The following is a 26,879-nucleotide window of genomic DNA, read 5'->3' as shown; positions in this document are numbered from 1 at the left end:
CAGGACGCCCCACGGTTCCGGTCCGGTCGCCGCATCGATTCAGCCGATCGTCTCGACGGCTGCGGGCGCCCCCTGTGCGCCCGTGCTGGGACCTCTGCCCGCCGGCCGGGACCGGGAGTGCCGTCGGGTAACAGACGTGGCAGAGCAAGCGCTTGCTCACTGCTACTCTTGCGGATCTCGTTCGGACATTCATATGTCGCACACATGACAGGCACAGGCGCTCGGTTCCGGGGCCCCGAGGTCGCTGCGAGGAGGAGACATCGCCCGTGGCCACAATTGTCGATGACGCCGCTTCCGTGGAGTTCCATGCCTTCTTCGAGCGGCACCACGCCGAACTGGCCCGGCTCGCGCACTTGTTGACCGGCGAGGCCGATGCCGCCGACGACCTGGCCGCGGATGCGCTGCTCGCGCTGTGGCACCGCTGGGACCGGGTGCGGGCGAGCGGGCAGCCGGTGGCGTACGCGCGGGGCGTGGTCGCCAACATGGCCCGGGCGCGGATACGCAGCGCGGTGCGCGAGCGGCGGCGCGTCGCGCTGTTCTGGGCGCAGCGGGAGGAGAAGACGGAGAATCCGGACGTGGCCGGGGTGGTCGACGTCCGAGGGGCGCTGCGCAGGCTGCCGTTCCGGAAGCGGGCGTGTGTCGTGCTGCGCCATGCGTTCGACCTGTCCGAGAAGGACACCGCGCTGGCCCTGGGCGTGTCGGTCGGTACGGTGAAGAGCCAGACCTCGAAGGGGATGGCCGAGCTGCAGCGGCTGCTCGGCACGCAGGACGCTCCGCGTAAGGTGCACGCGGCGATGGCGCGTACCGGGACGGCCGGAGGAAGGGACCGATGAGGATGCGGGGGGACGGGGACGACGAGCTGCGCGCCCGGCTGCACGAGGCGGCCGGGGCGCACCGGCCCGACCGCGCGCGGATCCTGGCACGGATCGAACGCGGCATGGCACAGGAGGACCTGCCCCGTTTGCGTGCGGCACGCCCTCCACGGTTCGGCTGGTTGCGCGCGGTCGGCGTCACCGCGGCGGTCGCGGGGATCCTCGCCACGGGCGGCTACGGCGTGGCCTCCCTGGTGAACGACAAACCTCCGCGGCAGACGGTCGCGGTCCCGCCGCTGCCCGCCCCCACCTCCACGCCCACCCCGTCGACCGAGGCGACGCGCCGGGTTCCCTCACCGGTGGGCCCGACGCCCGTGGATCCGGCGCCCGCGGACCCGACACCGAGCGCCTCCCGCGAGCCCCGCGAGCCGGACGTCTCCCCGCCGCGTACGCCCGATGCCGGCGCGCCGGCCGCCGGTGAGCAGGACGGGCCGCTGTGGTCGGACGGCTCCGTGGACCCGCACAGCAACGACTTCTGGGCACAGAGCAACGTCACCCTCAAGACGCGCGAGGAACTGACCGCGCTGACCGTAGAGTTGCGGATCGCTCAGACCGGCCAGGTCACCTCCACCGGTGCGTGGCGGTCGCTGCCCGAGGCCGACTTCACGCTGACGATCGCCGAGAAGGCCGGTTACCTCGTCCACACCTGGGTGCTCAAGCAGGGTCGTACGGTCCCTGCCGGCCAGTGGGTGTTCGCCGGGCAGTACAACCACGCCGCCGGCGGCCGGGACGCCCGGGACGACCGCTACGCGGCCACCGCCCGTACGCGGAGCGAACAGCTCGCCGTCTCGGGCGACTTCGCCCCCAAGTGAGCATCCCGCGCCGCCGGTAGCGGGCCTTCGCCAGGACCATCCCGGTCGCCGGGGTGTGGGGCACGGGAACGTACAGACCCCAGTCGGCCTCACCGATGGTGGGCCGGCCTCCGGCCCACGGGGTACGGGGGTCACCCACACGGGACCGGCGAGTGCTGTCCGTCCAGTCCTCCAGCCACTCCCCGGCCTTGTCCGGGTCGTGGTCGTGGGGCACAGGGTCCATGGGGCGGTCAGGGGCGGGCTGCGAAGAGGCCCTTCAGGCGCGGCTCTCTGCAAGGGCAGCGGATCGGAAGGAGAGTACGGGACCGCCCAGCGGCGGACCCGGAACGTGGAGCGGCTGTTGGTGCGGGCACCGGGCGGGCGGAACGGGCGTCGTGCCCCGGAATCGGGCGGCAACCTTTCCGCCCGCGGTGGCAACTGGCAGGTGTACGCCCCACAACCATCCTCCCAAGGACAGTGAACGATGAAAACCACGCAGCCCAAGGCACGGCACCGCAGGCGCAGACTCGGCCTGACTGTCGGCATCCCGTTGGCCACGGCCACCGCAGTGGGCATGTCGTACGGCGGAGCCTTCGGAGTGTTCGGCGAGGACGCCCGGCCGAAGGCCGCGGCCGCCACAACGGGCCCGGCCTGGGCCCGTGAGGTCGCGGACGGCTTCGCCTCGGTCAACGCGCTGGGACAGAAGGGCACCTACGGCGGCCGGGACGGTGCGATCGTCACCGTGAAGACCCTGGCCGACCTGGAGAAGTACGCGACCGCCCCGCAGCCGTACGTCATCGTCGTGGCGGGCACGATCACCATGAACCCCAAGGGCAAGGAGATCAAGGTCGCCTCGGACAAGACCATCGTCGGCGCGGGCACCTCGGGACACATCGTCGGCGGAGGGTTCTTCCTCGGCCAGGGGGTCCACAACGTGATCATCAGGAACCTGACGATCCGTGACTCCTACGCCGGCACCTGGAACGACAAGGACCACGACTGGGACGCCATCCAGATGGACGGCGCCCACCACGTGTGGATCGACCACAACAACCTGCGGAACATGGCCGACGGACTGATCGACAGCCGCAAGGACACCACATACGTGACGGTGTCCTGGAACCAGCTGAAGAACGAGAACAAGGCCTTCGGCATCGGCTGGACCGACCACGTCACCGCCGACATCACGATCCACCACAACTGGTTCCACGAGACCGAGCAGCGCAACCCGTCGACGGACAACGTGGCACACGCCCACCTCTACAACAACTTCCTGCAGGACGACCCGGACTCGTCCATCACCTCCTCCTACGGCAACTACGCGCGCGGCGGGACGAAGATGGTGCTGGAGAACAGCTACTTCGAGGGGATGAACAACCCGGTCATCAAGGACGGCACGGCCGCTCTCGTGCAGCGCGGCAATGTCTTCGTGGACACCACCGGCCGCAACGAGAGCGGCGGCACGGCCTTCGACCCCACGACCTACTACCGCTACACCCTCGACGCGGCCGCCGACGTCCCCTCGAAGGTGAAGTCCGGCGCCGGCCCCCGCCCCGCCATCGGCAGGTTGGCGGCCACCCCCTCCGCCGCGGCCGCGACAACCCTGACCGTGGCCAAGGACGGATCCGGCACGTACAAGACGGTCCAGGCCGCGGTGGACGCCGTACCCGTCGGCAATCCCTCCCGCGTGGTCATCTCGGTCAAACCGGGTACGTACCGCGAGACGGTGGACGTTCCGGCGAGCAAGCCGCACATCACCATCCAGGGCTCGGGCGCGAGCCGCAAGGACACGGTGATCGTGTACGGCAACGCGGCCGGCACGCGGAAGCCGGACGGTTCGGGCGCGTACGGCACACCGGGTAGCGCCACGGTCGCCGTCCGGTCGGACGACTCCCAGCTCCGCAACCTCAGCGTCTCCAACGACTTCGACGAGGCCGCGAACCAGGCCCTGAACGGTCACCAGGCAGTCGCCCTGCTCACGGCTGCGGACAGAATCGTGCTGGACGGCGTCATCGTCACCGGCGACCAGGACACCCTGGAGATGGAAACCGCGGCGCCGGACAAGCCCGGCCGCGTCTACGTCACCAACTCCTACGTCGTCGGCAACGTCGACTTCATCTTCGGCCGTGCCACCGCGGTGATCGACCAGTCGGTCATCACCCTCAAGAAGCGCTGGAACGGTACCTCGGCCGGCTACATCACCGCCCCGAGCACCCCGGCGGGCCGCAACGGCATCCTCATCAACCGCTCCACGGTCAACGGCGATGTGGCCGCGTCCTCCTTCCACCTCGGCCGGAACTGGCATCCCGGTGGCGACAAGGCGACCGACCCCCAGGCCACCATCCGCAACTCCCACCTCAGCGCCGCGATCAAGGGCACGCCCTGGACCGACATGGGCGGCTTCGCCTGGAAGGACGACCGCTTCGCCGAGTACATGAACACCGGCCCGGGCGCCGGTCCGAAGGGCACCGAGCGGCCCCACCTGACCGACGCCCAGGCCGCATCCCACGAGGTCGCGCACTGGCTGGGCGGCTGGACCCCGTAGATCGGCGGGAGAAGGGGGCCGGGGGTCGCGCAGCTCCCGGGACCCGGATCCGCGGACGGGCCCGAGGCGGCCGCATCCGCCGTCACTGCGGGAGTTTCAGGACGCGGGCCGGTGCCCAGAGACGCTCCAGCGCCCTCGGGGTCCTGCCTGCCGGCTCACAGCGTCACCGGTCAGCGGGTGCGCTGCCCACCCACGCGATCGGCCGGCCCTCGCTGGTCCGTCCCCCGGCGCGGTTCCTCCATCGAGGACTTGTGACCGATCGTCGAGCACGTCGAGTACCAGGGGCACCAGGCCCTGGTGGGCAGTTGTACGTCTTCGACCGGGCGGGGCGTCGGGTGTCGCCGGCCGGGGACGGGCTCGCACCTTTGGAGAGGTGGTTTCGCTCGCGCTGGTCGGCCCACCTCGCGCGCTGCGGGGTGGGCCGGTGGTTCAGTGCGCCGTGCGCTCCTGCAGGGTGGTTCGCCAGGCCGGGAGCAGCTCCTCGCGTTCTGGTTCCGTGCGGTGGCCGCCGTGGGCGAAGAAGTCGGCGAGGGGCAGGATTCCCGCGCCGACGGTGACGGCGTCGGGGCCGAAGGTTCCGAGGTCGATGCGGACGTTGGCGGCCGGGTAGGACAGGGCGTAGGAGGTGGCGTAGGACCGTACGGAGTCCAGGAAGCGGGTTCCGAGCTGCAGGCCGGCCCAGCCGCCGACGAGGATGCGTTCGGGCTGGAAGAGGTTGATCAGGTCGGAGAATCCCGCGCCGAGGTACTCGGCGGTCTCCTCCAGGACGGCCAGTGCCGTCGTGTCGGCGCCCGGGGTGTTGCCGTCGGGGTTTGGCGTCGGGTAGGCGGCGGCGAGCATCGCCGTCAGGGCGGTCTCCTCGTCGGTGTCGGCCGGCGGGCGCCCGCCTTCCTCGGCCCAGCGTTCCAGGAGCGCCTCGGCCCCCGCGTATGCCTCCAGGCAGCCCTGCGCTCCGCAGCGGCAGCGGCGCCCGCGCACGCGCACGGTCAGGTGGCCCCACTCGATGGCGCGGCCGGTGCGCGTGTCCTCGCTGACCACGCAGGCTCCGACACCTGAGCCGAAGAGCACGACGACCGCATTGCGCGCCCCGCGGCCGGCGCCGAACCACATTTCGGCCTGGCCGAGGGTCTTGGCCCCGTTGTCGATGTAGTACGGGACGGTCTCGGGCAACAGGTGCGAGTCGCGCAGCATTTGCTCCAGGGGGACGGCGTCCCAGCCGATGGTCTGGCCGTGGACGACGGCGCCGTCCGCGGTTCTGGCGACGATGCCGGGAACACCGATGCCGACGCCGAGCAGCCGCTCGGGGGCGATGCCGGTCCTGTGCAGCACCTCGGCGATGCTCTCGCGCAGGTGCCGTACGACGACGGCGACGTCGTAGCGGTCGATGCGGCGGGGCCCGGCCGCCTCCAGGGGGCGCTCGACGCGTGCGAGCTCGGTCAGGGTCAGGTCGAAGAGCTCGATGCGGATCCGGGTTTCGCCGACATCGACGCCGATCATGTAGCCGCTGGTCGGGTTGATCCGGAGCAGGGTCCTGGGTCGCCCGCCGGCCGACTCCACGCTCCCGGCTTCCTCCACCAGGCCCTCGCCGACCAGTTCCGCGACCACGTTGCTGATCGATCCGGAGCTCAGTCCCGTGGCGGGACCCAGCGAGAAGCGACTCAGAGGACCGTCGAAATACAACCGTTGCAGGACAGCGGTTCGGTTCTCCCGCCGCAGGTCACGCACTGTTCGGCCGCTACGTACTCGCACTCTGTCCCCTGTCGTCGATACCCATAACTGCAAGATACCTGCGTTGACGCTCTTGACGAGCCCTTCGCTTGAGGTTTAACTCACATCCTAAATTAAGCCATGTGGTTTTGAGGGCGAACCGCGGAACGTCCGCTCCCCACCCCACAGCCGGCATCCCCGTTCCTTCCTGAAAGGCCCATGGAGCCATGCGCAGAATCAGAGTCGCAGCGGTCGGCGCCGTCACCCTCTCCCTCGTCCTCGGAGCGGCCGCCTGTGGCGGCGGCTCCACCAGCGGGAGCGGGTCCAACGAGCAGCCGAAGACGTTGACCTATTGGGCCTCCAACCAGGGATCGAGCCTGGAGGTCGACAAGCAGGTCCTCCAGCCGGAGCTCGACAAGTTCGAGAAGCAGACGGGCATCAAGGTCAAGCTGGAAGTCGTGCCGTGGGGCGACCTCCTCAACCGCATCCTGACCGCGACCACCTCCGGACAGGGCCCCGACGTCCTGAACATCGGAAACACCTGGAGCGCTTCGCTGCAGGCCAGTGGCGCGCTCCTCCCGTGGGACAGCAAGAACTTCGAGAAGATCGGCGGCAAGGACCGCTTCGTGGAGTCGGCGCTGGGCTCCACCGGCGTCCAGGGGCAGGATCCGGCGGCCGTCCCGCTGTACTCCATGTCGTACGCGCTCTACTACAACAAGAAGGCGTTCGCCGACGCGGGCGTCACCAAGGCGCCGGCCACCTGGGACGAGCTGATCGCGACCGGCAAGCAGCTGACCAAGGACGGCAAGGCCGGCTTCGGTGTCGAGGGCTCCAACCTGTCGAACAACATCCACCAGGTCTTCGTCCTGGGCAAGCAGCACGGCGCGGACTTCTTCACCGCGGACGGCAAGGCCGACTTCACCTCGGACGGTGCGGTCAAGGCCGTGAAGCAGTACGTCGACCTGATGGCCGACGCGCAGATCGTCGCCAAGGGCAACGCCGAGTACTCCCAGAACCAGTCGCTGAGCGACTTCGCCAAGGGCAAGACCGCCATGGTGCTGTGGCAGACCGCGTCGGCCACCTTCGCCGCGCAGGGCATGAAGGAGGACGAGTGGGGCGTGGTCCCCGCGCCCGTGCAGTCCGGCACGCCGGGTCAGGGCACCTCCACCAACTCCATGGTCGCCGGCATCAACATGGCCGTCTTCAAGAACACCAAGAACATCGACGGCGCCACGAAGTTCGTGAACTTCATGACCGGTGACGAGGAGCAGAAGATCCTCAACAAGGCCTACGGCTCCATCCCGCCGGTGAAGTCCGCCCAGTCCGACCCGGCGTTCAACACCCCCGGTCTCACCGTCCTGCGGGACACCCTGTCCAAGAGCGCCGCCGCCCTCCCGCAGGTCCCCGAGGAGTCGCAGTTCGAGACGGTCGTGGGCACCGCGGTCAAGGAGCTCTTCGCCGACGCGGCCGCCGGCCGGCCGGTGACGCCGGAGTCGGTGAAGGCCAAGCTCGAGAAGGCCCAGCAGCAGATGCCCAAGAAGTAGGCACGGATACCTCATGACCACCACCGCCCCCCCTCGTTCGGGCAAGCGGACGGTACGGAAGAACCACCCCGGAGCGGCGCCCCGCACGCGCCGCTCCGGGCGGCTCCGCCGCATCTCCCTTCCGTACCTGCTCCTGCTCCCCGCGCTCGTCCTCGAGCTCCTGGTCCATCTGATCCCGATGCTCATCGGCATCGTGGTCAGCTTCAAGGAGCTCACCCAGTTCTACCTCCGCGACTGGGGCAGTGCGCCCTGGGCCGGCCTGGACAACTACTCCCTGACCGTCGACTTCGACGCACCTGTCGGCGAGGCACTGCTGAGCTCCTTCCTCACCACGTGCCTGTTCACCGTCTTCTCCGTGGGCCTGTGCTGGCTGATCGGCACGGCGGCCGCGGTCTTCATGCAGGAGACGTTCAAGGGCCGGGGCATCCTGCGCACCGTCCTCCTGGTGCCGTACGCGCTGCCCGTCTACGCCGCCGTCATCACCTGGGCCTTCATGTTCCAGCACGACAACGGCCTGGTGAACCACGTCATCCACGACCAGCTAGGGCTCACCGACAGCCCGCCGTTCTGGCTCATCGGCGACAACGCCTTCATCACGCTGCTGGTCGTCTCGGTCTGGAAGGGCTGGCCCTTCGCCTTCCTCATCATGATGGCCGGCCTGCAGAACATCCCCCGCGAGATCTACGAGGCCGCGGCCCTGGACGGGGCGGGCGTCTGGCAGCAGATCCGCCGCATCACGCTCCCCTCGCTGCGCCCGGTCAACCAGGTCCTGATCCTGGTGCTGTTCCTGTGGACGTTCAACGACTTCAACACACCGTTCGTCCTGTTCGGAAAATCGGCGCCGGCGGCTGCCGACCTCATCTCCATCCACATCTACCAGTCCTCGTTCCAGACCTGGAACTTCGGTACCGGTTCCGCGATGTCCGTCCTGCTGCTGGTGTTCCTGCTCGTGGTAACCGGCCTCTACCTCCTGTTCACCTCTCGAGGAAGGAGCGCCACCGATGCCTGAGCACAGTCAGGTGGTGCAGTCCCGGTCGCCGATGGCGCCCCCCAAGTCGTTCCTCGTGAGCCGGCTGGTGTTCCTGACGCTCCTCACCGGTTTCGTCCTCCTGCCGGTGTACGTCATGATCTCCAGTTCGCTGAAGCCGCTGCAGGACGTGTCGGGGAAGTTCCAGTGGATCCCCTCGGGCTTGACCGTCCAGCCGTACTTCGACATCTGGAAGACCGTTCCCCTCGGGGACTACTTCATGAACTCGCTGATCGTGGCCGGGGCGGCGACCGTCTTCTCCGTCGTCATCGCGATCTTCGCGGCCTACGCCGTCAGCCGCTACTCCTTCCGCGGCAAGCGCGTCTTCACCGTCACGGTGCTGTCGACGCAGATGTTCCCCGGCATCCTGTTCCTGCTGCCGCTGTTCCTCATCTACGTCAACATCGGCAACGTCACCGGGATCGCGCTCTTCGGCTCACGCGTCGGCCTGATCCTCACCTACCTGACGTTCTCGCTGCCGTTCTCGATCTGGATGCTGATCGGGTACTTCGACTCGGTCCCCAGGGACCTCGACGAGGCCGCGAAGGTCGACGGCTGCGGTCCGATCGGCGCGCTCTTCCGCGTCATCGTGCCCGCCGCGATACCCGGCATCGTCGCCGTCGCCGTCTACGCCTTCATGACGGCCTGGGGTGAAGTGCTGTTCGCCTCGGTCATGACCAACGACGCCACCCGCACGCTCGCGGTGGGCCTGCAGGGCTACTCGACCCAGAACGACGTGTACTGGAACCAGGTCATGGCCGCCTCGCTCGTCGTGAGCCTGCCCGTGGTCGGCGGCTTCCTCCTCCTCCAGCGCTACCTCGTCACCGGGCTGACCGCCGGCGCCGTCAAGTAGCCCCACCTTCCATTGATCTTCGAAAGGTTCGCTGTGTCCGATTCCATAGACCTCGGCGCCTTCCCCCAGGACTTCGCCTGGGGCACGGCCACCTCCGCCTACCAGATCGAGGGAGCCGTCAAGGAGGACGGTCGCGGCCCCTCCATCTGGGACACGTTCTCCCACACCCCCGGCAAGGTCGACAACGACGACACCGGTGACGAGGCCTGCGACCACTACCACCGCTGGCCGCAGGACATCGCCCTCATGAAAGAGCTCGGCACCGACGCCTACCGCATGTCGATCGCCTGGCCCCGCATCGTCCCCGACGGCTCCGGGCCGGTCAACGCCCGTGGCCTCGACTTCTACGACAAGGTGATCGACGGGCTCCTGGAAGCCGGCATCACCCCCTCGGTGACGCTCTACCACTGGGACCTCCCCCAGGCCCTGCAGGACCGCGGCGGCTGGACCGTCCGCGAGACCGCCGAACACCTCGCCACCTACACCACCGCGGTCGCGGAACGGCTCGGCGACCGCGTCACCCAGTGGGCCACCCTCAACGAACCGCTCTGCTCGGGCTGGATCGGCCACCTCGAAGGACGCATGGCTCCCGGCCTGACCGACCTGACCGCCGCCGTCCGCGCCTCCTACCACCTCCTGCTGGGCCACGGCCTGGCCACCCAGGCCCTCCGTGCCGCAGCCCCCGGCGCGCAGATCGGCCTCGTCACCAACCACTCCACGGTGGTGCCCGCCACGAACCACCCCGAGGATGTCGCCGCCGCGGCCCGCATGGACGGACACACCAACCGCTGGTGGCTCGACCCCGTATACGGTCGCGGCTTCCCCGCCGACATGCGGGCCCTGTACGGCGTGGAGCTGCCCGAGCGCCCCGGCGACCTCGACACCATCGCCGCCCCCCTCGACTGGCACGGCCTCAACTACTACTTCCCCGCCACCGTCGCCAACGACGCCACCGGCCCGGTCCCCTTCGCCCGCGAAGTCCGCCTCCCGGACGTACCGCGCACGGGCCTGGACTGGCAGATCGACGCGGGCGGCATCGAGTCCCTGCTGCTGCGCCTCACCAACGACTATGGCGTGCGCAAGCTCTACGTCACCGAGAACGGCTCCGCGTTCCCCGACACCGTCGGACCCGACGGGGCGGTCGACGACCCCGAGCGCACCGCCTACCTCGAGCAGCACCTTGCGGCCTGTGCCCGCGCCGTGCGCCAGGGCGCTCCGCTGGCCGGCTATTACGCCTGGTCCCTGCTGGACAACTTCGAGTGGGCCTACGGCTACGACAAGCGCTTCGGCCTCGTACACGTCGACTACGCGACCCAGCAGCGCACCGTGAAGACCAGCGGCGGTCGCTACGCGGACATCCTCCGCAGCCACCGCGAACTCCACGCGTAACCGGCGCCGAGCCGGTCCCGATCGGCTTTCGCCGTCGAGGCGCGGTCGGCGATCCTCACCCACGCGGAACGCTCGGCCGGGACACCCGGCCGAGCGTCCGGCCTTTTCCCCGGGGCACCACGGGGCGGCCCCGTCGACCTGTTCAGGGGCGCCACTTCGGGTTGTTGCGCGCCGACTCGTGGCCGCCGTAGTCCGGGTGCTCGAAGCGGTGGTACTCGGCGGCCCCTGCCCGCCGAGGAGGCCTTCCCGCAGGTCCACCATTCAAGTGGGACCTTGCTTCGCCAAGCGTGCGGTACCGGGCAGGCACCCTGCTTCGCCAAGCGAAACGGTTCAGGCCGAGTCGCGTATCACCAGTTCGGCCTCGAAGACGATAGAGGCGGGTTCCGTGCGTGGGCGCTGGATGTGCTCCGCCAAGAGGCGTGCCATCTCCGCGGCCATTCTCTCGACGGGCTGGCGGACCGTGGTCAGGGCGGGGCGGCACGTCGCAGCTACGCTCGAGTCGTCGAACCCGATGACGGCGACGTCCTCTGGTACCCGCTTGCCCTGTTCGCGCAGGACCTGACAAGCGCCCTGGGCCATCAGGTCGTTCGCGGCGAACACCGCGTCCACGTCCGGATGCTGGATCAACAGCTGGGCCATGGCCGCCGCGCCGCTATCCACCGTGAAGGTTCCCTCGGCCACCGGAACCTCGGTGATCCCGGCCGAGGCCAGAGCCACACAAAACCCGTCGAGCCGGTCCTTGGCCGCCGGGATCGACTGGGGAGCGGAGATCATCGCGATCCGCCGGCAGCCGCGGGCCAGGAGGTGCTCGGCGGCCAGCCTACCGCCGTCAGCGTGGGCGAGATCGACGTAGCTGACTGCCTGCTCGGGGTCAGGACGGGCGAAGAGCACCACGGGGATCCGTGCGGCGACGAGCATCGCGGGCAGGGGATCGCCGGCCTGGATCGACACCACCAGCGCGCCATCAGCCGCGCCCTGGCCCAGGTATTCCACCGCCTGTTCCCTGGCGGTCCCGGACTCGGCGACCAGGATGACCGGGTGCATCGCGTGCGCCCGCAGGTACCCCATGGCCCCGCTGACCACCCGTCCGAAGAACGGGTCGGCGAAGACGCGCGAGGCGAAGGTGTCCCCGGCGCCGGAGATGATCAGCGCAACCGTCTCCGTCCGCCGGGTCACCAGGGACCGGGCTGCCCGGTTGGGCCTGTACCCCGTCTGCTCGACAGCGCGACGGACGAGTTCCTGGATGTCGGGATCCACATTGCGCGTCCCGTTGACCACCCGCGACACCGTTGCCCGGGACACCCCCGCCGTGCGCGCCACGTCCTCCAGCGTTGGGCCCCATCTGCTCATACCCAGAACCCTAACGCGCCGCCCCGTCGCGGCGGCCCGGTCCCACGAAGCACGCCGACCCCAGCCCCGCCCCGGGCCTCGGGAGCAGGTGTCCGGCAGCCCGCCGTACGGGATCACGCGCATACGTCCGCAGAGCCCACCTCAGCCCCGAACTCGCGCTCCGTAAAAGAATTATGACGGGATGTGAGGGATTCGCGCGCGCTGACCACTCGAGCTTCGGACGATCCGCCGCTTGCGCCCCGCGTACTCACCCCCTCCGGCCTCGGAACTTAATGAAAGACTAAAGAAAAGGCGGCAAGCACCTTGACCGGTCGATTGCGTTACGGGCAAGGTCTGGAGAGCGCTCTCCCGTTTCAGGTTCGTTAAGGAGCATCAATGCCTACTGGCATACCTGTCGACGCGTCGCCACGCAGACGACGTCCCGTGTCCACCCGGAGGGGGATCGCCGGGGTGGTCACGACCGCGCTCTTCGGCACTCTGCTCGCGCTGGCACCGTCGTCCCCTGCGGCCTCGGCCGAGCCGGCGCTGCTCTCGCAGGGGAAGCCGGTGACGGCTTCCAGTCAGGAGCACTACGGCACCCCGGCGGCCGACGCCGTGGACGGCGACAACGGCTCGCGCTGGTCCAGCGCCGCCTCCGACGCCCAGTGGCTGCAGGTCGACCTCGGCGCCGCGACCGAGCTGAGCAAGGTCGTCCTGCAGTGGGAGGCCGCCTACGCCAAGGCCTACCGGATCGAGCTGTCGACCAACGGCACCGACTGGACCACGGCCTACTCCACGACCAGCGGGCCCGGCGGCACCGAAACCGTCAACATCACCGGGGCCGCCCGCTACGTCCGTATGCAGGGCGTCACCCGTGCGACCGGCTACGGCTACTCGCTCTGGGAGTTCCAGGTGTTCGGCACCGGTGGCGGAGGCACTGGCCCGGCCCTGCCGGGCGGCGGCGACCTCGGCGCGAACGTGCACGTCGTGGATCCGTCGACCCCCGGCATCCAGGACAAGCTGGACCAGGTCTTCCAGGAGCAGGAGTCGGCGCAGTTCGGCAGTGGCCGGCACGCCTTCCTCCTCAAGCCCGGTACGTACGACAACCTCAACGCCCAGATCGGTTTCTACACCCAGATCGCCGGTCTTGGACTGCGCCCGGGCGACACCACCATCAACGGTGACGTGACGGTCGATGCGGGCTGGTTCAACGGCAACGCGACGCAGAACTTCTGGCGCGGTGCGGAGGGTCTGACCGTGAACCCGGTCAGCGGCACCAACCGGTGGGCGGTCTCGCAGGCGTCCTCCTTCCGCCGCATGCACGTCAAGGGCGCGCTCAACCTGGCGCCGAACGGCTACGGCTGGGCCAGCGGCGGCTACATCGCCGACTCCAAGGTCGACGGCCAGGTCGGCAACTACTCGCAGCAGCAGTGGTACACCCGGGACAGCTCCATCGGCGGCTGGTCCAACAGCGTGTGGAACCAGACCTTCTCCGGCGTAGAGGGCGCTCCGGCCAACGGATTCCCCGAGCCCCGTTACACCACGCTCGACACCACGCCCGTCTCCCGCGAGAAGCCCTACCTCTACCTCGACGGCGACGAGTACAAAGTGTTCGCGCCGGCCAAGCGCACGAATGCCCGCGGAACCAGCTGGGCCAACGGCACGCCGCAGGGCGAGTCCGTCCCGCTGAGCAAGTTCTACGTGGTCAAGCCCGGCACCACCGCCGCCACGATCAACCAGGCGCTGACCCAGGGCCTGAACCTGCTGTTCACGCCCGGCGTCTACCACGTCGACCGGACCATCAACGTGAACCGCGCGAACACCATCGTGCTCGGCCTCGGCCTCGCCACGATCATCCCGGACAACGGGGTGACCGCGATGAAGGTCGCCGACGTGGACGGCGTCCGGCTCGCCGGCTTCCTGATCGATGCCGGGCCGGTCAACTCGCCGACCCTGCTGGAGCTCGGACCGCAGAACTCCTCCGCCGACCACGCCGCCAACCCCACCACCGTGCAGGACGTCTACATTCGCGTCGGCGGGGCGGGCGCCGGCAAGGCGACGACCAGCGTGGTCGTCAACAGCGACGACACCATCGTCGACCACACCTGGGTGTGGCGTGCCGACCACGGCGAGGGCGTGGGCTGGGAGACCAACCGCGCCGACTACGGGGTGCGGGTGAACGGTGACGACGTGCTGGCCACGGGCCTGTTCGTCGAGCACTTCAACAAGTACGACGTGGAGTGGTTCGGCGAGCGCGGAAAGACGGTCTTCTACCAGAACGAGAAGGCGTACGACGCCCCCAACCAGGCCGCCATCCAGAACGGCAGCACCCGCGGCTACGCCGCCTACCGGGTGGACGACTCCGTCAATACCCACGAAGCCTGGGGCCTGGGCTCCTACAGCAACTACAACGTCGATCCGACGATCATCCAGGACCACGGGTTCAAGGCTCCCGTCAAGCCGGGGGTCAAGTTCCACAGCCTCCTGACCGTGTCGCTCGGCGGCAACGGCCACTACGAGCACGTCATCAACCAAACCGGGGCGTCCACGGTCCCGGCCGGCACCTCGACGGTTCCCTCGACGGTCGTCTCGTACCCCTGAGCCGCCGTCCCTGCCCACCGGCTCCGGTGACCCGCCGGAGCCGGGCCGCACTCCCCGGGCCCGGTTTGCGCCCTGCCGCCGAGGCCCGGGGGTACCACCGCTCGACCGGCCTCCGCTGACCCGACGGAGGCGAGCTCTCCCCCTGGGCCGGGCGAACCGGTCTCCCCGCCCCGGCCCAGGGGGCCCGGAGCCCACACCGACCAGCCCGGCATTCCCGGCCGGGGCGAGGCGCGAGCACCTGGCAGGGCCGTGCCCGATGACACAGGGAGCGCCGTCGCGCGGGCGAGGCGCCCCCACGGGAGAGCTGGTCAGTCCCCACCGCCATTGACACCAGGAGCCGCAATGTTCACCCATCCCCCCTCCACCGGCACCCCACCCCGCCGCCGCACGCGCGGAGCGGCCGCCCTCGTCACCCTGGGCGCGCTCCTCGCGTCGTCACTCGCCCTGGCCACCGCCCCCACCGCGGTCGCCGCCGAAACCCTGCTCTCCCAGGGGAAGACGGCCACCGCTTCTTCGAGCGAGGGCGAGGCCTATTCCGCGGCCGCCGCGTTCGACGGGAACCTCACCGGCACCCGCTGGGCCAGCCAGTGGCGCGACGCCGAATGGATCCAGGTCGACCTCGGCGCGAGCCGCAACCTGAGCCGTGTCGTCCTCACCTGGGAGGGCGCGTTCGGCAAGAACTACGACATCCAGGTCTCGGACGACGGGACGAACTGGCGCACCGCCAAGTCCGTCACGGGCAGCGACGGCGGCACCGACGAGATCGCCGTCTCCGGCAGCGGCCGCTACGTACGGATGAACGGCCTGGTCCGCTCCGGTGGCTACGGCTACTCCCTCTGGGAGTTCCAGGTCTTCGGCACCACCTCGGAGGAACCCCCCGTCAAGGGCGCGGTGCGCGTGGCCGGCTCCCAGGGCAACTGGCAGCTGACCGTCGGCGGACAGCCCTACACCGTCAAGGGCCTGACGTGGGGTCCGTCCTTCGCTGAGGCTCCGAAGTACATGCCCGACGTGAAGTCGATGGGCGTCAACACCATCCGCACCTGGGGCACCGACGCGTCGAGCAAGCCCCTGCTCGACACGGCCGCGGCGAACGGCATCCGCGTCATGAACGGCTTCTGGCTGCAGCCGGGCGGCGGTCCGGGCTCCGGCGGCTGCGTCAACTACGTGACCGACGCCGCGTACAAGAGCAACATGCTGACCGAGTTCGCGAAGTGGGTGGACACCTACAAGTCGCACCCGGCGACGCTCATGTGGAACGTGGGCAACGAGTCCGTGCTCGGCCTGCAGAACTGCTACAGCGGCACCGAGCTGGAGGCGCAGCGCAACGCCTACACGACGTTCGTGAACGACGTCGCCAAGAAGATCCACACGATCGACCCGGACCACCCGGTCACCTCGACCGACGCCTGGACGGGGGCGTGGCCGTACTACAAGCGCAACGCCCCGGACCTCGACCTGTACTCGATGAACGCCTACGGCGACATCTGCGGGGTCAAGCAGGACTGGGTGGACGGCGGCTACGACAAGCCCTACATCATCACCGAGACGGGCCCGGCCGGAGAGTGGGAGGTGCCGAACGACGGAAACGGCGTTCCCGAGCAGAAGACCGACGTCCAGACCGCGGAGGGTTACACCACCGCCTGGAACTGCATCACCGGCCACCAGGGCGTCGCCCTGGGTGCCACGATGTTCCACTACGGCATCGAGCACGATTTCGGGGGCATCTGGTTCAACCTGCTGCCCGACGGGCTCAAGCGGCTGTCGTACTACGCCGTGAAGAAGGCGTACACCGGCTCGACCGCGGGCGACAACACCCCTCCGGTCATCAGCAACATGGTCGTCGACCAGGCCTCCAACGCCCCGGCCGGCGGCGAGTTCACCGTCCGCGCCAACATCAGTGACCCGCAGAACGACCCGCTGACGTACAAGATCTTCCTCAGCGGCAACTACGCGAACGGCGACAAGCGCCTGGTCGAGGCCCAGTGGCGCTCCACGGGCAACGGGACCTTCGCGGTCACCGCTCCCGAGAAGCTCGGCGTGTGGAAGGTGTACATCCAGGCCGAGGACGGGCGCGGCAACGCGGGCATCGAGACCAAGTCCGTCAAGGTCGTCGCCCCGCCCGTCAGCGGCACCAACATCGCCCTGAACAAGCCCGCCACCGCTTCCTCCTCGCAGGCCTCCTACGGCGACTGTCCCTGCCCCGCCGGCAACGCCACCGACGGCAACACCACCACCCGCTGGGCCAGCGACTGGAGCGACCCCCAGTGGATCAGCGTCGACCTCCAAGCCTCCAGGGCGATCCGCACCCTGCAGCTGGTCTGGGACCCCGCCTACGCCAAGTCCTACGAAGTGCAGCTCTCCGACGACGGCACCAACTGGCGCACGGTCCACACCACCACGACCGCCAACGGTGACATCGACACGATCAACATGTCGGCGAACGCCCGCCACGTGCGGCTGCACCTGACCGCGCGCGGCACCGGCTGGGGCTACTCCCTGCACGAGTTCGGCATCTACAGCTGACCGGCCGACCTGGTGACGTCGCGACCCTGGCCAGGGCCGACCGTCCTTGAGGGGCTGGCGCCCCGTGACTCTCCGGCCTCCCGGTGGCGGCCGGAGAGCGGGTGGCGGGAAACGAGCCGCTTCCCGCCACCCGCCCACGAGCGTCGCCCCTCCCACCCACCGTCACAAGAACGGCAGGAGACTTTCATGACAGCACGTCCCAAACGGCTTTCCGCGTTCCTCGTCGGCACCGCCCTCGTCGCCGGCCTCCTGGGCGTCGGCGCGATCGCCAACGCAGCGGATCCCGCCGGCTCGGCCCCCTCCTCGTCCGCCGCTTCACACAGCGGACACACGATGGCCGTCTCCCTCCAGGCGTCGGGTGACGACGCCGACGGGGACGGCTACATCCCGGCGGTCCCGCAGGTCACCGGTGTCACCCCGTCCGACCGGACGCCGCCGCCCGCCTACCACCACGAGTTCCAGGCCGGCTGCTCGGTCACGCACACCGCGCCGGACGACCCGATCGTCTACCCGGGCCAGGCCGGCAGGTCCCACGACCACACGTTCATGGGCAACACCTCCACCAACGCGAACAGCACCACCGATTCGCTGTACGGCGGTGCGACCGCGTGCAAGGCGCCCGCCGACGCGTCCGCGTACTGGATGCCCTCGCTGTTCAAGGGCGACCAGAAGATCCTGCCCACCGGACCGCAGGTGATCTACTACAAGGCCGGCGTCACCGACTACACCAGCGTGCGCCCCTTCCCCAAAGGCCTGCGGTTCGTCGTCGGCAACCCGATGCAGACCGCCCAGCAGTTCCGCGCGCACAAGGGCTTCGTCGAGGGCTGGGAATGCGGCGACAGCTTCTTCAACACCGACATCCCGGCGAGCTGTCCGAACCGGCCCGACGTGCAGCTCAACCTCCGCTTCCAGGCGCCCAGCTGTTGGGACGGCAAGTACCTCGACACCCCTGACCACCAAAGCCACATGTCGTACACGGTCGTCAAGCCCGGCACCAACGACAACATGTGCCCGGCCTCCCACCCGGTCGCCCTGCCGATGATCGAGTTCAAGATGGCGTGGCCGGTCAACGGCGACATGTCCCAGGTCCGCCTCGCCAGCGGCCGGGGCTACTCCTTCCACTACGACTTCTTCAACGCCTGGGAGGAGCGCACGCTCAAGGCCCTCGTCGACCACTGCATCGTCGGCGGCCTGCAGTGCGACCCGCGCGGCTTCGACCTGTACCGCCCCGAACGCGGTGCCGCGCTGAACGCGGAGTACCGACTGCCCTGACCCAGTCGGCCCTCCGTACCGGCCCGGCCCGCCCCGTCTTCACGACGGGGCGGGCCGGGGCCTTCTCTTTTGTCGCAGATTCGCCCTCCAAGGACGCTTGACTCCGGTACCGGGTACACCAAAACTTGGGAGAGCGCTCTCCCAGAGGTGAGGAGCGGATGACGTCGGATGGGGTGGGGATGGGCGAGGAGATGATCGATCGACTGCTGGAGGAGCTCGATCTGGTGCAGAAGGTGCGGCTGCTGTCCGGGGCCACGACGTGGCGGACAGCTGGCGAACCGACCATCGGCCTGCGCGAGATGGTGACCTCCGACGGCCCCGCCGGGGTGCGGGGAGAGGCCTGGGACGAGCGGCTCACCTCCGCACTGCTGCCTTCCGCTTCCGCGATCGGCGCGCTGTGGGACGAGGGCCTGATCGAGGAGCTGGGGGGTCTGCTCGCCTCGGAGGCGGTCCGCAAGGGCGTGGACGTCGTCCTCGCGCCGACGCTCAACCTGCACCGCACCCCCCTGGGCGGCCGGCACTTCGAGTGCTTCTCGGAGGACCCCGTACTGACGGGTCGTACGGGCGCGGCCCTGATCCGTGGCATCCAGGCGGCCGGGGTCGCGGCCACGGCCAAACACTATGTGGCCAACGACTCCGAAACCGGCCGCATGCACGTGGACGTACGGGTTTCCGAGCAAGTGCTGCGCGAGGTGTATCTGGCTCCGTTCAAGGCCGCCGTCGAGGCGGGCGTATGGCTCGTCATGGCCGGCTACAACGGCGTGAACGGCGCGACCATGACCGCCAGTCCGTTGCTCGCCGACCCCCTCAAGGGCGACTGGGGCTTCGACGGGGTGGTGGTCTCCGACTGGGGCGCCCTGCGCTCGACCCGGGAACCAGCGCTCGCCGCACTCGACCTGGCGATGCCGGGACCGCAGGGCCCCTGGGAAGCCTCACTCGTCCGGGCCGTGCAGGACGGCCACGTCCCCGACGAAGCCATCGACGAGAAGGTGCGGCGCCTGCTGCGGCTGGCCGGCCGCGTGGGCGCGCTCGAACCGGACCGGCGCCCGCGCACCGCGGTGTTCGGGCCGGACGACACGCAGGCGCTGCTGCGCCGTACGGTGGCCGCCGGATGCGTCCTGCTGACCAACCGGGAGGTGCTCCCGCTCGACCCGGCGTCGTTGGCGAAGGTCGCCGTCATCGGCGTGCACGCCGCCTCCCCGAGGGTGCAGGGCGGCGGCAGTGCGGGGGTCTTCCCCTCGCGCGTGGTCACTCCCCTCGACGGGATCCGCGCCCGGCTGGACGGCCTGGCCCAGGTCGTGCATGTACCGGGTCCGGGACTGGGCGTTCCCCCCATGCCTCTCGGCACCCGCTGGTGCAGCGACCCGCGGTCGGGGGAGCCAGGTGTGCTGCTGCGCCTGCTGGACGAGGCGGGCCAAGAGCTCCACGCGGAGCACCGGCTGTCGGGGACGCAGCTGGAGCCGCCCGTGGGTCCCTCCGCACGCACCGTGGAGATCAGCGCGCTCATCCGGCCTCCGACGACGGGGGAGTGGACCTTCGCCATCGCCGGCTTCGGCCGCATGAGCCTCACTCTCGGCGATCGGACCGTACTGGACGGCGAGTTCCCGTGCACCACCGACGACCCGGCCATCGTCCATGTGAACCCGCCCCGCCACACGGCGCGGGCGACCCTGGACACGCCGGAACCCGTTCTCCTGACGGCTCGGCGTCAGCTGGTCCCGGGAGCCGGGCGCGCCACGATCGTGGCGGCGGCACCCCCGGAGCCCGAACCAGCGGACGCCCTTGCCGAGGCGGTACGGGCGGCACGCGACGCGGACGTCGTGATCGTGGTCGTCGGCACCACCGAGCACACCGAAACCGAGGGCCACGACCGCAGTGACCTCTCCCTGGGCGGCCACCAGGACGCGCTGGTCCGCGCCGTGGCGGCCGTCAACCGGCGCACCATCGCCGTGGTCAACAGCGGCGGCCCCGTCGAACTGCCCTGGCACGACGAGGTGGGCGCGCTGTTGCTCACCTGGTTTCCCGGCCAGGAAGCCGGAGCCGGGCTCGCCGACGTCCTGTTCGGAGACGCCGAGCCCGGCGGCCGTCTTCCCACCACCTGGGCAGCCGCCTTGGCCGACGCACCCGTCAGCCACGCCCATCCGGTCGACGGCCTTCTCGCATACGGCGAAGGCGTGCACATCGGCCACCGGGCTTGGCTGCTCACCGGCAGGGAGCCCGCCTACTGGTTCGGTCACGGCCTGGGCTACACCACCTGGGAGTACGGGGCGGTGCAGGCCCCGGACGAAGCAGTGGAAGACTCACCATTCACGGTCCGCGTACAAGTACGCAACACGGGCAGCCGGCCAGGCCGGGAGGTCGTGCAGGTATACCTCGCCCGTCCGCAATCCACCATCGAGCGTCCCGTCCGCTGGTTCGCCGGCTACGCCGCGGTACACGCGGAACCCGGCGCTTCGGTGACCGCCCTTGTGAAGGTCCCGGCGCACGCCCTGCGAACCTGGTCCGAAGCCGAGAGGGCTTGGATCACGGAGCCCGGGGCCTACCAGATCATGGTGGGTCGCTCGGCCGACGACCTGGTATGGAAAGGGGCTCTGCCCCTTCGGGGACGGAGTGACACGAGGGTCGAGAGGAGGGGCGACAGCCGACAGATCCTGTCCAGCCTGTAAACAAGCGGGCCGAATCCGGTCATTCGTAGGATCGGGGAAGCCCAGGGGTTCCGGGTATGGCCGTGCTGTCGCCGCCTGGCGGCTCAAAGAACTTGGCCGCCCGGAGCCCCGCGACGACATCCCGTCGTGAGCGGCGGCAGGGTTGTGCGACGAACGGACCAGGAAACGGTGTCAGAGGCTCTCAAGCGGGCAGCGTGACGAGCCCCATCTCGTAGGCGGTGATCACGAGCTGGACCCGGTCCCGGGCGCCCAACTTGGTGAGCAGGCGGGAGACATGCGACTTGGCGGTGGCCACCGTGATGAAGAGGTCCTCAGCGATCTCGGTGTTCGACCGGCCGCGCCCGATGAGAGTCAGGACTTCCCGTTCTCGCTCGGTGATGCCCTCGACCAGCCGTGGGGAGCGTGCCGGGGCGGCTTCGGGGCGCCTGGCGAACTCCGCGATCAGACGGCGCGTGACACCCGGGGCGATCAGCGCGTCGCCGGCGGCGACCACGCGGATCGCCGCGAGGATGTCGTCGAGCGCCATGTCCTTCACCATGAAGCCGCTCGCTCCGGCCCGGAGCGCACCGTAGACGTGGTCGTCCTCGTCGAACGTGGTCAGGACGAGGACGCGGGCGGTCGCCGGACCGGCGGTGATCAGTCGAGTAGCCTCGATCCCGTCCATGCCGGGCATTCGGATGTCCATCACCACGACGTCGGGGTATATGTCCCCAGCCAGTTGGACCGCCTCGGCGCCGGTGGACGCCTCACCGACGACCTCCAGGTCGGGGTGGTCGGCCATGATCACGCGCAGGCCGGACCGCACCAGCGGTTGGTCGTCGACGAGCAGGACGCGTACGGGACTGCCGGTCATCGGGCCTCCACCGGAACTCCGGCGGGGTCGGGCAGGGGCAGCCGCGCCGCAACCCGGAAGCCGCCTTCGGGACGCGGCCCGGCTATGAGGCGGCCGTGCAGCAGAGCGACCCGCTCGCGCATACCCACGATGCCGAAGCCGTGGGCCGGGCCGTCCTCGGTGGCGCCGCGCCCGTCGTCGACGATTTCCACGGATAGTTCCCCGTCCCCGTACTCGATGCTCACCCGGCAGTGTCCGGTGCCCGCGTGGCGGACCACATTGGTCAGCGCCTCCTGGACGATACGGTAGGCCGACAGATCGATGTCGGCCGGCAGCGGGCGCTGTTCCCCGCCGCGGCGCACGTCGACCCGTACGCCGGCGTCCGCCGTCGCATCCGCCAGCCGTTCGAGGTCCGCCAGACCGGGCGAAGGCGAGAGCGGTGCCCGCCCCGAAACCTCCGCGTCCGGGTCTGCCTGACGGAGTGCCACCAACGTGCGCCGAAGGCCCGACAAGGTCTCTCTGCTGGTGGCTTCGATGGCTCGCAGAGCCTCGCGGGCCTCCTCGGGCTGGGTCCCGATGACCCGGCTTCCCACCCCGGCCTGGATGGCGATGATGCCGATGCTGTGCGCGACCATGTCGTGCAACTCCCGTGCGATCCGCAACCGTTCGGCGACGACGGCCTCGCCCACCTCCTGTGCTCGCAGCGCCACCGCGTGCTCACGGCGCTCGCGGCTCAGCAGACCGGCCGTGCAGGCCGTGACCATCGCCAGGAGGGCGATCACGAGGTTGACGGTCAGGCTGTCGCCGTGCGCGAAGCCGCCGACGAGCAGGAGCTGGACGGCGAGGGAGGTGGCCGCGGCGACGGTCGAAACCCGCCGCGCGCGGGTGGCGACGATGAAGCCCAGGACGAGGTCCACCGCCAGATACGACAGGAACTCGCCCTGGTACGAAGCCGACAGGTCCACACCGGCGGAGCTCGGGGGACCCACCACCACGGCCGTGGACCCGAGGAGCGTCATGGTCAGGGCCAGGACCGGCCTGCGTCGCAGGACACCGACGAGCAGGCTCGCCGCCAGCAGTGCTCCGATGCCATGGACCGTGCCAGAAGCCCGCGGCGCGCCTCCTATGAGCAGACCCACCGCGAGGACGTACAGAACACCCCCCACCCAGGCCATGACCTTGGCTTTCGTCATCGGCGGTGTGCCCTCTCGAGGCGGTGTGCCCACTCAAGAGGAAGATCGTGCCCTGCGACGCGCGCAGGCAACGGTGTGGTCGGTATGTCGTTCATTCCGGGAGGCTATCCAGCCGCCGACTCTGCGGCATCGGCCCGTGGACGTACGCCCACGGGCGAAGGCGGCCGCAGGTGATTGCCGCCCACGGCTCCATGACCGGACGGGGCCCTCCCGGCAGGGTTGTCCCTGTGATCGAAGTCAACGAACTCACCAAGCGCTACGGCGGCAAGACCGCCGTCGACCAACTGTCCTTCACCGTACGGCCGGGTCAGGTCACCGGCTTCCTCGGCCCCAACGGAGCCGGCAAGTCCACCACCCTGCGGATGATCCTCGGCCTGGAAGCCCCCACCTCGGGCACCGCCACCGTCAGCGGAGTCCCCTTCCGCAGCCACGCCCGGGGACTCCGGCACGTCGGCGCCCTCCTCGACGCAGGACAGGTCCACGGCGGACGCACCGCCACAGCCCACCTGACCGCCCTGGCTTGCAGCAACGGGATCTCCCCGCGCCGGGTGAACGAGGTCCTGCACGAAGTGGGATTGACCGATGCGGCCACCCGTCGCATCGGTAGGTTCTCGCTCGGCATGAAGCAGCGCCTCGGCGTCGCCACGGCCCTGCTCGGCGACCCGCCGGTGCTCATGTTCGACGAGCCGGTCAACGGCATGGACCCGGAAGGCGTGCTCTGGATGCGCCGCCTCTTGCGGCGCCTCGCGGCCGAGGGCCGCACCGTCTTCCTCTCCAGCCACCTCATGTCGGAGATGGAGAACACCGCCGACCAGCTCGTCGTCATCGGCCGGGGCCGGCTCATCGCCGCCGAGTCGGTAGGGGACTTCGCGGCCCGCAGCACCTGCCTCGGCGTGGTGGTGGGCACGCGGCAGGCAGCCGAGCTGACGGCGGTACTGACCGCCGCCGGCGCATCGGTCGAGCCGGAGGGATCGGCGGGCGCCGAGAAGCTCGCCGTGACCGGACTGCCGACGGACCGGATCGCCGCGCTCGCCTTTGAGAACGGAATCCTGCTGAACGAGCTGACCACCCGAACCGCCTCGCTGGAGGAGGCCTTCATGGAACTCACCGCCGACAGTGTCGAATACCAGGCAGGACAGCCCCGATGACCACACGCGCCTCCGCCCTCGCGACCACGTCGGCCGCGTCCCTCGTCGAACCGACCGCCCGCTTCCGCGACCTGATCGCCTCCGAGTGGATCAAGACGCGGTCCCTGCGCTCCACCCCGTGGACGCTCGCGCTCACCGCCCTGTTCGTCATCGGGTCCGCCGCTGTATCGGCACTGGCGGAAATCAACAACCTCCGGACGATGAGCCCGGCCGCGAAGGCCGATCAGGGATTCCTCGTGTTCGTCGCTTTCCCCGCGGCCGGTTTCATGGCGCTGATGCTCGTCGCGGGCAGCTGCGGCGCCCTCACCGTCGTAAGCGAATACAGCTGCGGCCTGATCCGCACCACCACCGTGGCCGTCCCCGCCCGTGGTGCGGTGGTGCTGGCGAAGGCGGTCGTTACCACCGCGCTCTGGACCGCAGTCGGCACAGTCATCTCCACCGGCTGCTTCCTGGCCTCCCAAGCCATCCTGAAGGGGCAGCAGGCCGGGGTTTCCCCCACCCATCCCGGAGTGCTCCGGGCGCTGGCGGTATCCGCCCTTCTTGCGCCGGTCTGCGCACTGATCGGCATCGGCCTCGGGGCCCTGATCCGGCACAGCGCCACCACCATGGTCACCAGCGCCTTCACCCTGGTGATGTTGCCGCCGATCTTCTCGCAGAGCGCACGCTGGTCCGCCGCCATAAGCCATGCGATGCCGTTCACCGCTTGGAAGCGCCTGGCCCAGAACTGGGCACCGGATCCCCACTCACTCGCCTACAGCGCCACCATCCCCGGCTCATGGGCCGTGTACGCACTCTGGCCGCTGATCGCGATTGCACTCGCTGTGGTCGTCGTGCGGCGCCGCGACGTTTGAACGGGCCCCCCACCCTGCAGCTCCAGGTCAACGCTTTACGTCCCATCCAATCAAGCTGAAGATCATTTCATTGGGGGTTGTAAGCTACTGACCGGTAATCGGGTGGGAGTTGCGTCGTTGGGGCAGCTCCACCCCGGGGAACACAGGGCGCGGCAGGCCGGACTCGTCCATCCGTGCGGATGCGGCTGGTAAGCGGATCAAGGCCTTGTACTTCGCCGATCGCATACTTGACGGTGACACCTTCCGCGTCACCGTCGTCCCCTGAAGGACGCTGAGCGAAGACCAGGCCGGGCTCATCTCCGTGGATTGAGCTCACCAGGGGAGCGGCCGGCTCCATGGCTCTTCCTCGCCCAGGCGCACACGAGAGTCATGCCGCGTGGCACAACCGACAAGCCACTTCCGACTATGTCGATGAGTGCGTGGACCGCTTCCTGGGGGAGGACTGGAACCCGATCCAACTCGGACGGGCAGGGAACGGATGCCCCGTCCTTGAGCGACTACACCATCGACCTGTGGCACACCACCCGCTGACGGTGCGCCCCGATGGGCGCCCGGAGCGCGTCGGAGGGCGGCCGATGCTTCCACTGCGATGGGACCGGGCGTGCCAGTCCCCTGGGGGAGTCGATGATTGGGCAGGCTCGAGTGCCTGGGCAAGCGACCGGCGAGGGCGGGTTGTCCACTTCAACGGGAGCGTGGCGGTAGGTCCAAGGCTTGGCCGCTGGCGTGCTGTTGATGATGTGGCAGGGTGGTGAGGCATGTGGCCCTTTGGGGCCTGTGAAAGTGAGAGGGGTATGTTATGAACGAGGCCGAGCTCAGGACGCTGTTCGCCGAGATAGACACGGACGGTGACGGGCGGATCAGCATCGTCGAATTGGCGGAAAGGTTCAAGGCCGAGGGAGCCCAGGGGCACCTCTCTGAAGAGGTCAAGAAGGCCATGGTGGCCGACGTGAACCACGACGGGGTCCTCGACTTGGAAGAGTTCCGCACCCTGCTGAAGTAGCGGGCAGGCCTGACAGCCGGGGCAAGCCTCAGGGGGGTCTGGGCAAGCCGCCCGTGGGAACGGCTAGCCCACCCTGCTTCGGGCGCCGGCGCCCGTAGCGCAGGATGTCGGCGAAGACCCGGTCCTGAACACCGGGTTCGCCGGCATCCTGTTCGTCGCGGACCGGGAGACGACATTCCGAGGTGTCTTGAGGGCGAACCAATGCCGGGACTCACCGACATTCGCTCTCCGCTCTCACCTACGCAGCCAGACGGGCGGAGGGCAAGGCTCCGGTGCTACGCCGCGCTTGGTTGTCCATGAGGCCGCAGATGTTGTCCTCCTGATGTGCCGGTGCTTGGTCCGTGCTGGTCAGGCTGGTGTGTGTGGGTCGTGTCCGTGTTCGGCGGCGCCCGGCAATGGAAACCTTGGTTGATATGCGGGCATGTTGGGTGTATCAGTTTCGGGACGGCCCGGAGCGCGTGGTCGTCGAGGTCCTGGCCGAGCAGGATGGAAGGCCCCGGCAGGTGCGGGTCAGGGAGTGCCCCGGTAGGCGTGGGCTGGTGGACGGGGATGTGCTGCAGCACGTCGATGCGACGGCCCGGGCTGCCGTCTACAGCTGGGTGCGGCGCGGTGAGCCCGAACCGGTCGCCGCCCATCTGCTGGAGCTCCTGGCCGAGGTCTGCCCGCAGGAGAGCGCCTGGTGAGGTTCGAACCGGTGGGTGGCAGCGCCGGGGGTGGAGCTGCGGGCGGGTGCCGG

19 protein-coding genes are annotated in these 26,879 nt (G+C 69.5%); 15 read left to right on the top strand and 4 right to left on the bottom strand.

Going from position 1 to position 26,879, the window contains the following annotated elements; translation table 11 throughout:
* Positions 1–266: 266 nt before the first annotated feature.
* The 3 genes from ACZ4XJ_RS25140 to ACZ4XJ_RS25130 all read left to right on the top strand — a co-directional run bounded on the left by ACZ4XJ_RS25140 (position 267) and on the right by ACZ4XJ_RS25130 (position 4,208).
* Positions 267–833, top strand: a complete 567-nt coding sequence (locus ACZ4XJ_RS25140; protein ID WP_468497440.1) for a SigE family RNA polymerase sigma factor — start codon at positions 267–269, stop codon at positions 831–833.
* Entirely contained in the window at positions 830–1,684 is an 855-nt protein-coding gene (locus ACZ4XJ_RS25135) for a hypothetical protein (RefSeq protein ID WP_468497439.1), read from the top strand. Before ACZ4XJ_RS25140 ends, ACZ4XJ_RS25135 begins: the two co-directional genes overlap by 4 nt.
* A gap of 463 nt (positions 1,685–2,147) precedes the next feature.
* Complete coding sequence (locus tag ACZ4XJ_RS25130) at positions 2,148–4,208, top strand: pectinesterase family protein (RefSeq protein ID WP_468497438.1); 2,061 nt, start codon at positions 2,148–2,150, stop codon at positions 4,206–4,208.
* A gap of 429 nt (positions 4,209–4,637) precedes the next feature.
* On the opposite strand, the gene ACZ4XJ_RS25125 is transcribed toward ACZ4XJ_RS25130, so the two are convergent.
* A complete protein-coding gene (locus ACZ4XJ_RS25125) occupies positions 4,638–5,957 on the bottom strand; it encodes an ROK family protein (protein ID WP_362876037.1) in 1,320 nt (439 codons plus the stop codon).
* A 185-nt stretch (positions 5,958–6,142) separates the two neighbouring features.
* Between ACZ4XJ_RS25125 and ACZ4XJ_RS25120 the strand changes: the two genes are divergently transcribed.
* Genes ACZ4XJ_RS25120 through ACZ4XJ_RS25105 form a run of 4 tightly spaced genes read left to right on the top strand, consistent with a single transcriptional unit; the run spans position 6,143 to position 10,728 of the window.
* Positions 6,143–7,459 carry an ABC transporter substrate-binding protein gene (locus ACZ4XJ_RS25120; protein WP_468497437.1) on the top strand — a complete coding sequence of 439 codons (1,317 nt, stop codon included), beginning with the start codon at positions 6,143–6,145 and terminating at the stop codon, positions 7,457–7,459.
* A gap of 13 nt (positions 7,460–7,472) precedes the next feature.
* Positions 7,473–8,468, top strand: coding sequence for a carbohydrate ABC transporter permease (locus ACZ4XJ_RS25115; RefSeq protein ID WP_468497436.1), 996 nt, complete (start codon positions 7,473–7,475; stop codon positions 8,466–8,468).
* A 31-nt stretch (positions 8,469–8,499) separates the two neighbouring features.
* Complete coding sequence (locus tag ACZ4XJ_RS25110; protein WP_362876154.1) at positions 8,500–9,339, top strand: carbohydrate ABC transporter permease; 840 nt, start codon at positions 8,500–8,502, stop codon at positions 9,337–9,339.
* Positions 9,340–9,372: 33 nt separating this feature from the next.
* Complete coding sequence (locus ACZ4XJ_RS25105) at positions 9,373–10,728, top strand: GH1 family beta-glucosidase (protein WP_362876034.1); 1,356 nt, start codon at positions 9,373–9,375, stop codon at positions 10,726–10,728.
* A gap of 330 nt (positions 10,729–11,058) precedes the next feature.
* Here the strand turns inward: ACZ4XJ_RS25105 and ACZ4XJ_RS25100 are convergent, their stop codons facing one another.
* The gene (locus ACZ4XJ_RS25100) at positions 11,059–12,078 is read right to left on the bottom strand and encodes a LacI family DNA-binding transcriptional regulator (protein WP_468497435.1); all 1,020 of its coding nucleotides are present in this window, start codon (positions 12,076–12,078) and stop codon (positions 11,059–11,061) included.
* A gap of 375 nt (positions 12,079–12,453) precedes the next feature.
* Between ACZ4XJ_RS25100 and ACZ4XJ_RS25095 the strand changes: the two genes are divergently transcribed.
* The 4 genes from ACZ4XJ_RS25095 to ACZ4XJ_RS25080 all read left to right on the top strand — a co-directional run bounded on the left by ACZ4XJ_RS25095 (position 12,454) and on the right by ACZ4XJ_RS25080 (position 21,119).
* Positions 12,454–14,658 carry a discoidin domain-containing protein gene (locus ACZ4XJ_RS25095; protein ID WP_468497434.1) on the top strand — a complete coding sequence of 735 codons (2,205 nt, stop codon included), beginning with the start codon at positions 12,454–12,456 and terminating at the stop codon, positions 14,656–14,658.
* 342 nt (positions 14,659–15,000) lie between these two features.
* Entirely contained in the window at positions 15,001–17,181 is a 2,181-nt protein-coding gene (locus tag ACZ4XJ_RS25090) for a discoidin domain-containing protein (RefSeq protein ID WP_468497433.1), read from the top strand.
* 186 nt (positions 17,182–17,367) lie between these two features.
* On the top strand, positions 17,368–18,453 hold the full coding sequence (locus ACZ4XJ_RS25085) for a DUF1996 domain-containing protein (RefSeq protein ID WP_362876030.1): 1,086 nt from the start codon (positions 17,368–17,370) through the stop codon (positions 18,451–18,453).
* Between the two features lie 179 nt (positions 18,454–18,632).
* Positions 18,633–21,119: a glycoside hydrolase family 3 C-terminal domain-containing protein gene (locus ACZ4XJ_RS25080; RefSeq protein ID WP_468497545.1), complete on the top strand. Its 2,487-nt coding sequence runs from the start codon at positions 18,633–18,635 to the stop codon at positions 21,117–21,119.
* Between the two features lie 181 nt (positions 21,120–21,300).
* On the opposite strand, the gene ACZ4XJ_RS25075 is transcribed toward ACZ4XJ_RS25080, so the two are convergent.
* Entirely contained in the window at positions 21,301–21,972 is a 672-nt protein-coding gene (locus tag ACZ4XJ_RS25075; protein ID WP_362876029.1) for a response regulator transcription factor, read from the bottom strand.
* Positions 21,969–23,144, bottom strand: coding sequence for a sensor histidine kinase (locus tag ACZ4XJ_RS25070; protein WP_468497432.1), 1,176 nt, complete (start codon positions 23,142–23,144; stop codon positions 21,969–21,971). The genes ACZ4XJ_RS25075 and ACZ4XJ_RS25070 overlap by 4 nt, the downstream gene beginning before the upstream one ends.
* A gap of 227 nt (positions 23,145–23,371) precedes the next feature.
* Here ACZ4XJ_RS25070 and ACZ4XJ_RS25065 point away from each other — a divergent pair, with 227 nt between their 5' ends.
* The 4 genes from ACZ4XJ_RS25065 to ACZ4XJ_RS25050 all read left to right on the top strand — a co-directional run bounded on the left by ACZ4XJ_RS25065 (position 23,372) and on the right by ACZ4XJ_RS25050 (position 26,826).
* Complete coding sequence (locus ACZ4XJ_RS25065; protein ID WP_468497431.1) at positions 23,372–24,292, top strand: ATP-binding cassette domain-containing protein; 921 nt, start codon at positions 23,372–23,374, stop codon at positions 24,290–24,292.
* The gene (locus ACZ4XJ_RS25060) at positions 24,289–25,143 is read left to right on the top strand and encodes an ABC transporter permease (protein WP_468497430.1); all 855 of its coding nucleotides are present in this window, start codon (positions 24,289–24,291) and stop codon (positions 25,141–25,143) included. The genes ACZ4XJ_RS25065 and ACZ4XJ_RS25060 overlap by 4 nt, the downstream gene beginning before the upstream one ends.
* Before the next feature lie 796 nt (positions 25,144–25,939).
* Positions 25,940–26,143, top strand: a complete 204-nt coding sequence (locus tag ACZ4XJ_RS25055; RefSeq protein WP_468497429.1) for an EF-hand domain-containing protein — start codon at positions 25,940–25,942, stop codon at positions 26,141–26,143.
* 551 nt (positions 26,144–26,694) lie between these two features.
* The gene (locus tag ACZ4XJ_RS25050; protein ID WP_362876024.1) at positions 26,695–26,826 is read left to right on the top strand and encodes a hypothetical protein; all 132 of its coding nucleotides are present in this window, start codon (positions 26,695–26,697) and stop codon (positions 26,824–26,826) included.
* Positions 26,827–26,879: the final 53 nt, after the last annotated feature.

It is taken from the genome of Streptomyces sp. NPDC029836, from assembly GCF_055574495.1.
Note: the sequence above shows the minus strand (reverse complement) of the source record. Positions and strands in the feature narration are given on the sequence as shown.